At 47.1% G+C, this 13,540-nt stretch carries 6 protein-coding genes and 1 riboswitch; of the genes, 3 read left to right on the top strand and 3 right to left on the bottom strand.

The features are described from left to right. Positions 1 to 5: 5 nt before the first annotated feature. Positions 6 to 4,088, bottom strand: coding sequence for an S-layer homology domain-containing protein (locus KQI32_RS10265; RefSeq protein ID WP_216424908.1), 4,083 nt, complete (start codon positions 4,086 to 4,088; stop codon positions 6 to 8). A gap of 112 nt (positions 4,089 to 4,200) precedes the next feature. Beyond that, a riboswitch (cobalamin riboswitch) is annotated at positions 4,201 to 4,372 on the bottom strand. Between the two features lie 137 nt (positions 4,373 to 4,509). Here KQI32_RS10265 and KQI32_RS10260 point away from each other — a divergent pair. Further along, positions 4,510 to 5,382 carry a DUF975 family protein gene (locus tag KQI32_RS10260; protein WP_177691642.1) on the top strand — a complete coding sequence of 291 codons (873 nt, stop codon included), beginning with the start codon at positions 4,510 to 4,512 and terminating at the stop codon, positions 5,380 to 5,382. A gap of 222 nt (positions 5,383 to 5,604) precedes the next feature. Here the strand turns inward: KQI32_RS10260 and galE are convergent, their stop codons facing one another. Then, on the bottom strand, positions 5,605 to 6,591 hold the full coding sequence (gene galE, locus KQI32_RS10255; protein WP_177691641.1) for a UDP-glucose 4-epimerase GalE: 987 nt from the start codon (positions 6,589 to 6,591) through the stop codon (positions 5,605 to 5,607). 166 nt (positions 6,592 to 6,757) lie between these two features. On the opposite strand from galE, the gene KQI32_RS10250 reads away from it, so the two are divergent. After that, positions 6,758 to 7,576 (top strand): pyridoxamine kinase, encoded by an 819-nt coding sequence (locus tag KQI32_RS10250; RefSeq protein ID WP_177691640.1) that lies wholly within the window; start codon positions 6,758 to 6,760, stop codon positions 7,574 to 7,576. A gap of 56 nt (positions 7,577 to 7,632) precedes the next feature. On the opposite strand, the gene KQI32_RS10245 is transcribed toward KQI32_RS10250, so the two are convergent. After that, the gene (locus KQI32_RS10245) at positions 7,633 to 9,933 is read right to left on the bottom strand and encodes a chondroitinase-B domain-containing protein (RefSeq protein WP_216424907.1); all 2,301 of its coding nucleotides are present in this window, start codon (positions 9,931 to 9,933) and stop codon (positions 7,633 to 7,635) included. A 1,220-nt stretch (positions 9,934 to 11,153) separates the two neighbouring features. On the opposite strand from KQI32_RS10245, the gene KQI32_RS10240 reads away from it, so the two are divergent. Next, on the top strand, positions 11,154 to 13,540 hold a 2,387-nt coding region (locus KQI32_RS10240; RefSeq protein WP_216424906.1), incomplete at its 3' end, for a hypothetical protein.

Genomic DNA, 13,540 nt, shown 5'->3' with positions numbered 1-13,540 from the left:
TTGACTTATTCAGATAGTCTCACTGCGATGACTGCCGCCATCTCCCTTGTCACATTGCCCTTTGGATCGAATTTCCCCTCATAGGGTGTCATAATGTTCTCTTTCATAACGGCGGAAACGGCTTCCAGCGCCCACTCCGATACCTCCTGCCAATCATCCGTCCTCTGGTCTTCCCCGGTCAGAGAAAGGGCTCTTGCGATCATCACGGCCATCTCTTCCCTTGTGAGAAGCGCGTCCGGTGAAAACCATTCCTCTCCGGTGCCTTTGACATAGCCCTTTTCATAGCAGGCCAAAATATAAGGTGTATACCAGGCATCCTGTGCCACGTCAGCAAAGGGATTGCTTCTGTCCCCGGAAAGCTCTAAATCAAAAAGCTCACAGAGAATCTTGGTCAGTTCCGCCCGGGTCAGGCAATTCTGCGGCAAGAACCGTCCCTGATCGTCCCCGGTCATAATCGAGCGTTCCTTCGCTTTTTTCACATACTCAAAAGCCCAGTCGGAGATTTCGCCCTGATCCCGGTAAAGGCGATCGATGCGGAATAACGGATCCTTTCCGCCGTATAGCAGATTCAGAGCGGCAAGGGCGTAAAACGCCTGCTCCGTTGCCATATCATCCGCTCCCTGCCCTTGAATATGCTCATAGGCGGTATCGCTTACCTGAAAATCAAACAAACAGTCCACCAAATTTTTCCCGTTTTTCACAAACCGAGTATCCTGTTCTGGATTTATAGAAAGGGAGGTCAACGCCACAATCACCTGAACGACTGTTTCGGATGTCTTCTCGCCATCCAGCAAAAACAGACCGTCATCCTGCTGCTGTTTTCCGAGCCAGTCAAGCGCTTTATCCGCCGCTGCCTTCGCCTGTGTATTGTCCGAATAGGCTGCCATTGCCTGAACCGCCATTGCCGTCAGATCCGGATCGGATTCTCCGCCCTTTTCCAGCGAAAAGCTGCCATCCTCATTCTGGCTCTCCAGAATGGCATTCAGCAAACTCTTCCGATTCCATTTTGTACCCTCCGGCACACCATAATCCGCGCTGTCCAGCGCAAGCAAAGCAAATGCCGGCCCGTTTATCCCCTGCATCATCATATTCTCATGATTTAGCATTTTTTCAATCAAATTCATGCCTTCATAGCTGGAAGCGTCAAACCCGTTTGCCGTCAATGTCAAAATATACCGTTCCAAATCCGTCACCTTGCGAAAATCGCCTTGGGCTTCCACCACAGCATTGCATATGGGTTCCATACCATTCTCCGGAAGCCGGAATCCCATTCTGCCCAGTGTAAATGCTTCCCATTCTGTCAGTTCTGTTTTTTTCTGCATGCTCTGCGCGATAGCGGAAACTGCTTCCTCCACCCTTCTCTGATAAGGTGCCGGCGTATTGGAAGGCGCAGGTGTGGTGGTAACCGTGGTTCCTCCACCGCCGCCGGAGGCACCACCGGTAGATCCGGTTCCATCCACTTTGTACTTCCAGATAATTTTATCTCCTGCCTCAGGATAGACAGCTCCGCAGCTCTTGCTGACGGTACTGCCATTTATGGTATAGAGCCAACCGCTCTTTGCCCCCTTGTCAAATTCACGGTACCACTTTCCGTTATGCTTGATCCCGGCGACATATATGGTATCCCCGGCTCCAGTGGTCTCCAAATTTTCTTCCCCCACTTCCCGGGCGAGGATGTCATACACCGAATCCCCGTCGGAAAGGGATACTTTCTTATGATTGATCAGAATCCCTGCATTGATCTCCTGCAGGGTTACCGTCAATTCTACTGTTTTCTCCTGCGAACTTCCGCCGCCGGCAGATTGCAGGTTTCCGATAGACGTCTCCAGGGAAGAAGCCGCCAGCGCTACCTCGGAAGAGGACGCACTGATATCTTCAAACACTTCCTTTGCCGTCTTCAGACAGGCCTGCATCGCCTGAAAACTTTCCGAGGTATAATCAGACGCCTGTTTTTCCTCCGCCGCAGCGATCGGTTCCTCCAGTGCCTTTTTCGGCACCTCCGCAAGTCTGCTGTTAAGCGTGCTTTCCAGTGCGTCCCATTCCGACTGTTCCGAACCAAAGGAATTCAGCAGAACGGAAATCTGATTCAAATCATTTTCAATCTTCGCAAGCTGCCTGGATCCATATGCATTGCGGTCGATACTGTTCAGCGAAGCGGCAGCCAAAAAAGCTCCGCTCCCATTGACAGCAGGGAAATAATTGCCTTCCTGCGCCCACCCGATATCCTTTCCATCATCCAGAGTAAAAGCGATTCGGATAAGCTGCCCTTCCAGAGAACCCTCCTGCACCTGTACAAGATACTTGGATTGCTGCGTCACATCGCCCTTTGACAGGACATCCGCTTTTCTCGGCTGTGGGACAATCCCCTGCTCGTCCATTTTTTGCGCCATTTGATCGGAGACAGTACCGGCTTCGCCTCCGTCCTGAATGGACACGATCGCATCCCCCTGAATGGTAACCCTGTCTCCCAGCACTTTTTTCACCAATTGGAAAGCGGAGTTTTCCCCGTCCAGCTCCACTTTTGTCGGAGGAAAAATAAAGCCTTGATTCACTGCGTTCTTCTCAATGGACAGGATTGCAAACGCCTTCTGGGACAGATTATCCTTTGCCTGCATAAGCAGACGGTATGCCTTTTCGATGTCGTCCCCCTGTGCGGTGCTGTCCTCCAGAACCATTTTTGTGTTTTCCAGATTTCTCTGAAATTCTGCAATGGAAGAGGAAGAATACCCCTCCAATGAAAGTGCGGCACACTGCAAGTACAAATCACGCAGTGCATTTTTGGATATCGCCGGAATCTGCGTTGTAACCGGCAAATTCAAATCGGAAAAATCAAAATAGTGTCCCTGTTCCTGCTGAAATTTTTTATAAGCCTGAAGCGCCATCATCGCCTGTCCCGTGGACACCGACATGGACGCTGTATCGCCGGCCAGATGTGCAAATCCGCCGTCGGCTCTTTGATACGTCATCAAATTGGCAAGAAGATTGTTGTAGTTTTTGATGAAACGACTGTCTGTCTCCGGGTTCACCCCGACTGCTGTCAGACCGATGATAGCCTGGGCTACACTTTCGGAGCTGTCCCCGCTGTAGGAACTGATATATCCGCCGTCCTCCTGCTGTTGCTTGGACAGATAGTCCACCGCCCGGTCAATCTGCTGCTGATATGCCGCTTTGTCAAAGGCCAGTGCCTGCAATACCATCGCTGTGATATCAATATCACTGGGATCCCCGGGGGACAGGGCGAATCCTCCGTCACTGTTCTGCGTTTTTACCAGTTCTTCCAGCAGCTTCGCCTTCGTCCAGACCGCGTCCTCCGGCACCTCATAATCAAGCGAATGAAGAATCAGCGCCGCATAAACCGGCCCGTTGTTCCCCTGGCGGAGCATCTTTTCACGGCTGCAGTTATAGATTGTCTCAATCAGGTCGAACCCTTGAAAGTTACGGATATCATTTCCCACCAGAGCAAAGGAAAGGGCAAAGCGCTCCAAATCCGTGATATTGCTGCTGTCGGACAACAATTTCTTGATGAGCTCCGAAGCTGTTTTCACGGTGTATTCCTCGGATACCTCAAAACCCGCACCGGCCAGAGCGATCACTTGCCAGTCCTTGTAAAACCATCCGCCATAGCTGGGTGGGATATTCTGATACAAATAATCCGCCGCCGCCTGCAGTGTGATATCCAGAGAAGCCACTGAGGTGGAACCATCGGAATAATAAAATTCTATCTGATCACCAGCGTTGAGGCTGCAGTATTCTGCACTCTGCGTACCTTCCGCACCGTTTATGCGATACAGCCATCCGCTGTATATACCGTCATCCCCGGCTCTGAGCCATGTGCCGTCCTCCTGTTTCACTCCTGTCACATAGGCGCCATAAGAAGATGGCGTGATCTCCAGCCGATCATCTCCCAATCCCTTTTGAATCAGAGTAAGCGCCGTTTCGTCCTCCTCTAACTGCCGCTCCGTCTGCAAAATGACAGTTCCCTGCCGTCCGCTGACGGTCAGCTGAACCGTTTCCGCTCCAAGAACCGTCCAGGGCATCAGCGAAATGAGCATGCAGACAATTAAAAATACCGATACGCTTCGTTTCATTTTTCAAATTCCTCCATTTTCCTCAAAAAAACCTCTCTATCCGAAAGATAGAGAGGTGAAAATTATCACTTGATAAAGGCGCAATGCCATTCCCCTTCCTATCTTCCCCTAGGTATAGGTATTCACAGCCGGCAGGTCTCCTGACTTATGACATAAGGGCGTTTTGCCTTCCCGGAGGCCGCCTCCAGTGGCTGAAATCTTCTAAAACGTCCGAATCAATTACAGTAGAGGGCACTGTGCCGGATTTGCACCGGCTTCCCTTCACCTGACTGTGTTTTAATATTCAAATTTGTTATCATTATAACACATACTTTTCTATTTTGATAGTAGTATTTTATACTTTTTTGCACGATTTTCTTTTCGAATATAGATTGAAAAAACTATCCTGATATGGTAAAATATTGTCGAAAGGGGTGTTTTTATGAAATTAAAAACAACATTCGGCGAAATCAAAAGGGACGCCAAAGACAGCCTAAGCGGATTCTGGGGGACTGCTTTTGTAATTGTTCTGGTTATGGGGCTTGTCACGGGGGCGGCAGGCTTTATACTTGTCCTGCCCGGTACATTGCTTGAATCAGAGGCTTGGAGCTTTATTGCCAAAATCATTCTCTATCCGTTTGCAGATTTCATGGCTCTCGGGCTGTCCTTCTGCATGCTGAAATTCAGCAGAAACGATATTCCCTATGTTAGGGATTTGTTCAAAGCAGGAAAATTTTATCCGAGATACCTTTTATATAGTCTGATCATCAGTGCCTGCGGTTATATTGCCGCCATACCTTTCGGCTTCCTAATCGGACTTGTTCTCGTATTTGCAAAGCATTCGGTTCTCACTTCGGCTATCCTTTGCATAATGACGATTGCAGGTGCATTCTGGTTATATGTTCTGTTAAACGGATTTGCACTGATTCCCTATCTTATTATCGACAATCCGAAAATGAAAATTTCCAGACTGTTCCGAATGTCCTGGCAGCTGATGAAGGGAAATAAAATAAAACTGCTTTTGTTTCAGCTGAGTTTTTTAGGCTGGGGGCTTGTGTGTCTTTTGCCGGGTATCGTTGCCTATTCTCTGGATTTCATCAGCTATCATTTTATACTAAACAGCATTCTCTCAATTATTTCAATCATAGCGACCGGAATCGGGCTTCTTTTCCTAGCCTGCTATTTCAGTGTCGCACAGTGCTCTTTCTATAACCAAATTATCTTGGAGTACAAAGCAGCTCTGGCTTCCTCCAAACAGGATGCGCCGGACACAGCGCCCGCCGCGGTATCCGCTGCACCGCAGGAAGAAGAATAAAATGAATTCTCTGATATGACATAAAAAACAAAGCCAAAGGGCAATCTCCTTTGGCTTTGTTTTTGTCTGTTTTTCGTTCAATAAGGGCTTGTCCCGTCATTCAACGAGGACAAGAACACTGCTTGGCAGTGCCACAGTCAGCAGGAGATTGCACTCCCGCTGACTGCGGATATGAAACCCGCCGCCTGAAGCGGCGGGGGACATCTTGCCCACAGTTATTTTTTAATTTTCATAACCGTTTGGATGACTCTGATGCCACCGGAAAGCAGTTTCCACAATGGTGGACAAATCAGCAAACCGGGGATTCCATCCCAATTCTTTTTTGATTTTATCCGAAGAGGCGATCAATACAGCTGGATCTCCTGCTCTTCTTTCCGCTTCAATTACCTTGATAGGCAGCCCTGTCACCTCTTTGGTTACATGGATCACTTCCCGCACGGAAAATCCTTTTCCATTTCCCAAATTATACACTGCACTGGTATGATCTCTGCGCAGTTTCTCGACTGCAAGAATGTGTGCGTTTGCCAGATCCGTCACATGAATATAATCCCTCACACAGGTACCATCCTGCGTGGGATAATCCGTCCCAAAGATCGAAATGGACTCCCGTTTTCCCAGCGCCGCATCTAAAATCAAGGGGATCAAATGGGTCTCCGGCGTGTGATCTTCTCCGATTTTTCCACTGATATGGGCTCCTGCCGCATTGAAATAGCGCAGTGATACATACTTGATTCCGTAAGCCCGATCTGCCCATTTCAACGCTTTTTCCACAGCCAATTTGGTTTCACCGTAAGGATTGGTTGGTTCGGTGCGGTCACTCTCCAAAATCGGTACATTTTCCGGTTCCCCGTATGTAGCGGCCGTGGATGAAAAAACGATTTTCTTGGTTCCTGCTTCCTGCATCACTTTCAGAAGATTAATGGTTGCCCCCACATTATTCTGATAGTATTTGATCGGCTCATTCACACTCTCTCCCACCAAAGAAAAAGCCGCAAAATCAATTACCGCTTCGATCTCATTTTCGCGGAACACCTTGCGTAAAGCTTCCGTGTCCAGCAAATCCACCTGATAGAACTTTCCGCCCATCACAGCGTCTTTATGCCCTTTTGTCAAGTTGTCCAGATAGATGACATCTTCCTTTTTTTCCAACAGTTCAAGGGCAGTGTGACTGCCTATATACCCAGCGCCGCCGGCTACCAATATTGCCATCGTTTCAGCTCTCCTTCTTTTCTTGTTATTTATTTTCCATTTTATCCCGAAACGATTCAATTGTCAATGATAATCCTTCTGCTTTGCAACTTTGTATTGTTTTTTTTCGCGATACGGTTTAAAATAATGTCAGTTGATAAACGAAAAACGAAATGGAGAATGAATCATGCAAAAGCATAAGGTTCTGGCGGTAAACGACTTGTCAAGTGTGGGAAAATGTTCCTTGGGGGTCATCATACCTATTCTGTCCGCCATGAAAATAGAAGTATGCCCGGTGGTCACTACAATCCTATCCGCCCATACCGGCTTTGATAATCCCTATATTGTGGATCTGACCCAGCATCTGGATAAGATGTTTGCCCATATACTTTCCGAAAGCAGCGGCTTTTCGTTTGCCTACAGCGGATATTTGGGATCCAATCAACAAATGGATATTGTAAAAAAGTATTTTGTCCAATTAAAACAAAGCGGCACAAAACTTTTGGTGGATCCGGTTCTGGGTGACAACGGAAAACGGTATTCCGCATTTGATGAAAACAGCATTGAAAAAATGGCTCAGCTCTGCCTCAATGCGGATTTGATTACCCCGAATTACACGGAAGCCTGTCTTCTTGCAGAAATTCCATATCAGGAAACCGAACCGAAGAAAGCAATCCGGCTTGCCGAAAAGCTGTCTAATATGCTCTCTGTTCCCAGCATTGTAATAACCGGCGTGCCAATGAAAACCGGGAAATCGATTATCGTTTGGGAGGACGGCCAGGGGATCGAAATTCCCTGCGACTATGTAAAAGGGGAATACTGCGGTACCGGAGACGCATTTGCCAGCGTAGTATGCGGCTGTCTCGCAAAAGGGAAAAAACTTTGTGATTCCGTTTTGGAAGCGCACCGCTTTGTACGCACCGCTATTTACGAAACTTACCGGCTGGGCGGTTCCTGGAAGGACGGGATTATGGTGGAGGAATTTTTGAATATGCTTTACGAATAAAAGCGGCAAGGCTGGGAAAACATTCTGTTTTTCCCAGCCTTGCCATATCTCATTTCTTAATATCCAAGGTAGTCAATCACCAAATCAAAAAACTCTTTCTCCGGAAGAAAGCTGTCATCGTCCCCTATCAAAATAATCCCTCTGTCATCCCAGTAAACCTGTTTTCCGATTGCTTCCGCCACATCCCGCAAAGGAAGAAACGTTCTCTCCTCCACAAGAACCGGGGCGGACAAAAGGGAAATTTCTTTTCCGCCCGCAATCATCCTGTCAATGCCTATCCAGCATTCCACACAGACACCATCCTTTTCCAAGGTCACCTTTTGTTCTCCTTCGTCCCATTCTACCGAAAACCCGAAGGCCTCACTGATAAATCGTAACGGCACCATCGTCTTATCCTGTAAAATAACAGGGGTGACCAACGGACTCGCGTCAACCGGGACAATCCCCCGCCTGTATGCTCTGGATTTTCCAACAGCCAGTGCGATCATATCCCTGTTTCCAAAAGGCGAGTCCTGCCGGAAAGAAACTCCGGAGGCTTCAAACCCCGCTTCCCTTTTCCGAATTTTCTCCGCAATCCACTCCGGCATCATGTCAACAGGGTCAAGCGGCGTTTCCGCCAATTTTGACAAATCCGCGCCGACGGCCGCAGAATCCGTATATAAAAAACCGGTGTCATTTCGAAGCAATGCAATTTTCTGATACAAAAAGCCGTCAACCGAATTTTGCTCTCCACCTACTTGCTGATTATCCAAATAGTTGATTTGGCAGGAAGTTCCTATTTCATTCACCGCCTGTTTCCCATCATCCGCAAAAATTAAATTTTTCTGAAACACCCCTTGAGGCGGGTATTTTCTCGGATATGCCACTGTCATATCCGGAGTTGTCATTCCATAATTCATCTCAGCAGCCGCGGTACAATAATCAAACGTATTATTCTCAATCCGTACATTTTTCACGGGATAGTAAGCGGCCGGATTGGGATCGGTACCGCTCTCCACAGCGATTCCCCTGCCGCTCATCCTGTAAAAGTAATTATTTCTCACCGTTTGATCTTCATCAATTACCCGCAATCCAGCCGCACCGCCGGCAAACAGGTTTCCTTCCACCAGATTTCCTTTTCCCATGCGAAGTGTCAGGCATCCGGCAGAGTTGAAAAAGGTATTGTTCTGAAACAGATTCCCCTGTGATTTATTGGAAATAATCTCCGCTTCCCCGTCACATTTTTCAAAAAAGTTGTTGGAGATGATTGTGTTTGAGTTGCTCTGCGCAAAATTCCCGGTTCCGATACGGATGGTTTCCGCACCGTTGGCAATCCCTTTTTCATAGAAACCGAAATAGTTGTGGTCTATCTGGTGGTTATCCCCCTCTTCATCTCTCCGCAGGACTTCAAGCAAGACTCCCTGCGTCCGTTTATCACGGAAAAAGCAGTGATCCACCCGATTGTTTTTCCCGTTGATATTCACCCAGCGGGTATCCGTCGCCTTGTCCCTATCATTAAAATTGATAATCCCGCTGTTTGTCAGGCGGCAATTGCGGGAATCCTGAGAAAACGTGATCACTCTGGCACTCCATCCATCCTGAAACAGAATGCCGTCCACTGTTACCCCAGTTCCGTCAATCACCATGGACGACAAGCCGGAGAACCGAACCTTGCCCGGTGTCTGAGCCCGTACGGTAACCGGTTGTTCCGCCGTTCCGCTTCCGCTTACAGTAAAGCTGACATTCCGGTAATCCCCGTCGGGAAGGATAACCGTTTGCCCCGGCTTTGCCTTTTTGATCTGCTCCTCCGCTTTTCGAATTTGCTCTGTCCCTGAAGTTTCGCCCAATGTATCATCCTCATGACAGATTATTTCAATGTATTCCAAAAAGACTTTGACCTCTTTGCCCGTGGTATTTTTCACATCAAACCGAAGCTGCTTTATCTCGCTTCCCGGTTCAAACATTTTCCTGTCAGTGGAAGCGGTGGTTTTATAAAGAGGATATTCCCCTTCGTACCATTGCCCGCTTTTTGGGGAACGAACCATCGTCATTGCCGTATTCATGGCGGAATCCATGCCATAATGCCGGATCGCCGCATAACTGGGTGTTCCCTCTGACTCAATTTTAAATTTATAGCGAACCGTTAGATTCAGATTATTCACTTTCAGGGGTTCAGAAGGCAAAAGGTAAAAGGATGGAAGCTCTGTTCCCACAGCACAAAACATCCCATTTTCCTCAGAAATTTCGGTGTTGTTGGGGATAATTTGAAAATTCTCTGTATTCTCCAAGGAAAATCGGAAACTCTTCTCCCCCTCTGCACACACAGGGAAAACAGCGGTCATACATATTGCAAGCAAGATACTAAACGCTCGTTTCATAGAATTTTTCCTCCTTATCGTTCTCCTCTTTCAAAAACCGACCAATCCCGTAAAATACCATTATACGTCTTTATTGTATCCGAAAAAACGTTTTCTGTCTTTGCACATTCTTGCTGTTATTTTTATCTTTTTTTGATATGAAAATCATATGGAATGAAACTCTTGCGCATAGAACACAGTATCCAGAACCACGGATAGAAAAGCCATATCACAAAATGAATATTTTATCACTTTTGGAAATGAACGAAATCCTTCATTCATCCTATTTATGAAAAATTTTTTGCCTTTTCTTTTTCACAACAAAACTTTTTTCGAAAAACGAGAGCAATATCGGACAAAAAGATGGCAAGATCGAAACTATACTTTTTTCGAAATCCGTTTTATACTGAAATTGATATAAGCTTTCTCGTTCATTCAGAACGACATCCCTGTCATTCAACACCTTCGGCGGCGTACAAGCCATACTGCCGCCGAAAAGACAGGAAACTCTATTTTTATAACATAGGAAATTGCGCGGGATCGTGCGCAATTGCATGTTTCAAAAAACAGCGTGCGAAGCGCAGCTGCGTTTTTCGGAAAGAAAAACTTTTTTATTATCCAACTATCATTGTATCATTGCTGTTTTGGTCATTTTTGAACAATAGACGATTATAACAAGATTTCTTTGAAAACCTTTGCGAAGCAAAAGTTACCTTAACAGCGTTTCAACCGAGCGAAGTACAAGATACTGCTCGCCGCTCGATCCTTCAATAAGGTACCCGCTGCTTTCGAATAAGGATCATACAGCGAGGTTATATCTGCACGGTATACAAGCTGTGTTTCGGGTATAATCAAACTATAAATGCAGACTGTCCGTCCTCCGCATGCTTCGCAAATCAACTCTCCTGCTAACAGTTGTGGGGATATATTAACAAGTCTATAAATCATTCAGCAAACTCTTTTTGAAGGGCGGCCGCCCTTCAATCGCTTGTTTCACAAGCGATTTGCCCGTACACGGCACGTATGGCAGTTTTTTGATTTGAAACAGTCTCTGCTAGATTATCTCACACGGCGGCATTTGTGGAATGTCACGGTTGCTGTGCTCTGCGCTGTGTACTATGCGCAATAATTATGCCCGTTCTTTTTCAGAAGTGAAATGCTGCAGTGCCTCATCCACACTGCAATCCCTTTCGCTTCAGACAATAACAATATATAAAAATAAATACAAGGAGGTATTTCAAATGAAAAAAGCCTTGTCCCTGGCAGTGGTTCTCTGCCTGCTGGTCTCCCTGTTTTCAGGTTTGACAATCAGCGCCTCTGCAGCTTCCGGAACCGGTACAGAAGGTGACCCGTATCTGATCTCTTCAAAAGCGGATTTGGAATTGATTTCTCAATATCCGGATGCATCTTTTAAACAGACTGCTGATATTACAGAAGCTGTAACCGCACCTGTTTTAGATTCCACGAAAGAGTTTACCGGAACCTATGACGGCGGAGGATTTTCTATACCGGTTACAATAACAACAACATCAACCTACGCCGGTCTCTTTTCCAAAACCAACGGTGCCACTATCAAAAACCTGACTGTCACAGGAACCATTTCAACCGCTTTCGACTACTGCGGCGCTTTTGTCGGTCAGGCAGTCTCCACTGCGTTTGAAAATTGTACCAACGAGGCAAACATCACCTTAACTACGGCTACCCGCAACTATATTGGCGGTATTGCTGGCTATGTAGCAGAAGGAACAGTCACCACTTTCACAAAATGTGTCAATAAAGGAAACCTCGCAGGCAGTGTTTCATTTCAACTGTCCGGAGGAATTCTGGGGGCTGCTGCCGCGGCTACAAGCGGACCTTTCGTCACCTTCACATCCTGTGCCAATTTCGGCACAATCAGTGCAGTCAGCGGCACCAAAGTGGGCGGAATTATGGGGGCTTCCACCAGCGCCTACGCTAGTGCCGGTGCAAAATTCACCGATTGCTTTAACGTTGGAAATATATCCGGGAACGGATGGCTCGGTGGTATTCTGGGTTCCGGCAGAGCGGGGATTGCGCTGACGAACTGCTATAATACCGGAAACATCAGCGCAACACATGCTACCCGCGGTGCTTCAGCATTGTTTAACTATGAACGAGCCAGCCAAACAGCGAGTTTAACGAACTGCTATAATACAGGCAGTGTGAAATATAAAGGAACAACTTCCACTGCTACTTTGGTAGCGGATGAATTCTCCGGCACTACAACCTATACAAATTGCTATTATCTTACAACCGATACTGCGACCAGCACCGGAACTGTTGACGCCGCAACTTCGATTACCGCAGCAATGCTGAACGCCGGCGAATCGACGGCATATATTGACTACACCTATTCCGATCATCCGCAGCTTGCCAGCATTCCGGAGCCGGCTCCAGAATTGGGTTCGAAAGAAAATCCGTATCTCCTTGAAAACTATGAGGATTTGGAACTGGTAGCACAGTATCCGTCAGCCTATTTTAAACAGACAGCAGATATTACAACGGAAGTTACAGCACCGATTAACGGCGCTGCAGCCTTTACCGGCACTTATGACGGAAACGGCAAATCCATTAAAGTGAATATTGTCACCGAGACGGGTTCGACCGGTCTGTTCTCTACCGTGACGAATGCAACCATTAAAAACCTGACTGTTACCGGAACAGTGACCGGTACAGAAGCCGGAGTCGGCGGTATTGCCGGCGCTGGATTGAGTACTTCAACTTTTGACGGCTGCGTGAACAAAGCAGCTGTCACGGGCAGTAAAAGTGTCGGCGGCATTGTCGGTGACTGTTTCTCTAACAGTTCCATATCGACTGTTTTAACCAACTGTGTGAACTACGGTTCTGTAACTGGTTCCGATATATATGTCGGCGGTATTGTCGGAGTTGCACCGAATAAAGCAGATATTCAGAACTGTGCAAATTATGGGAATATAATTGGCAATGAGGAAGTGGGCGGAATTATTGGCTGTTCCTATTCCCATATTTATAAATGCTTTAATGCCGGAAATGTTACCGCGGTAAATCTGGCAGGCGGTATTGCAGGAAAACATCGTGCCAGCTACGATGATGGTGTTGTGGATTGCTACAACCTGGGAATGATCACTGCCACTGATGAAAACGGCGTAGCAAGTGCTTTTGGTGGGTGCCAGCACAGTGCAAACCTGAAATTTACAAACTGCTATAACGCAGGTGAGATTGTATCTTCTGCCGGAACACAGGTTCTGGCACAGACAGGAGGTACGATTACCTACACCAACTGTTATGCATTGACTGCAAATGCGGAAGCAGACGGATTATCCGGCATAAGCGGTGTAACCCCAGTGGACAAAGCCAGTTTAAAGAGCGCGGCTTTGGGTTCTGCATACAGTGTGGACGCAAGTGCTGCTTATCCCTATCCTCAGCTGATTTCCAATCCGCAGACAACAGCATGGGATTTCGCCCTTCTGACCGTATCCGTTGGGGAAAACGGCACGGCAAGCTTTGTGGGCTCCAAATATGTGAAGGATGGCATTTCCTATCCCATCACCTTCACACCGGATGAAACCTATGAACTGGACAAAGTGTTCATCAACACGGTAGAACAGCCGGATTCCGGCGAAGCGTTAAG

Source organism: Acetivibrio sp. MSJd-27 (assembly GCF_018918095.1).
Taxonomy (GTDB): domain Bacteria; phylum Bacillota; class Clostridia; order UMGS1840; family HGM11507; genus HGM11507.
The sequence above is the reverse complement of the archived record's forward strand: the minus strand, read 5'-3'. Positions and strand labels throughout refer to the sequence as shown.

What these genes read in the sequence shown, in the direction of transcription:
- KQI32_RS10265 (WP_216424908.1), bottom strand. Translation starts at nt 4,088, where the DNA reads ATGAAACGAAGCGTATCGGTATTTTTAATTGTCTGCATGCTCATTTCG.
- KQI32_RS10260 (WP_177691642.1), top strand. Translation starts at nt 4,510, where the DNA reads ATGAAATTAAAAACAACATTCGGCGAAATCAAAAGGGACGCCAAAGAC.
- galE (WP_177691641.1), bottom strand. Translation starts at nt 6,591, where the DNA reads ATGGCAATATTGGTAGCCGGCGGCGCTGGGTATATAGGCAGTCACACT.
- KQI32_RS10250 (WP_177691640.1), top strand. Translation starts at nt 6,758, where the DNA reads ATGCAAAAGCATAAGGTTCTGGCGGTAAACGACTTGTCAAGTGTGGGA.
- KQI32_RS10245 (WP_216424907.1), bottom strand. Translation starts at nt 9,933, where the DNA reads ATGAAACGAGCGTTTAGTATCTTGCTTGCAATATGTATGACCGCTGTT.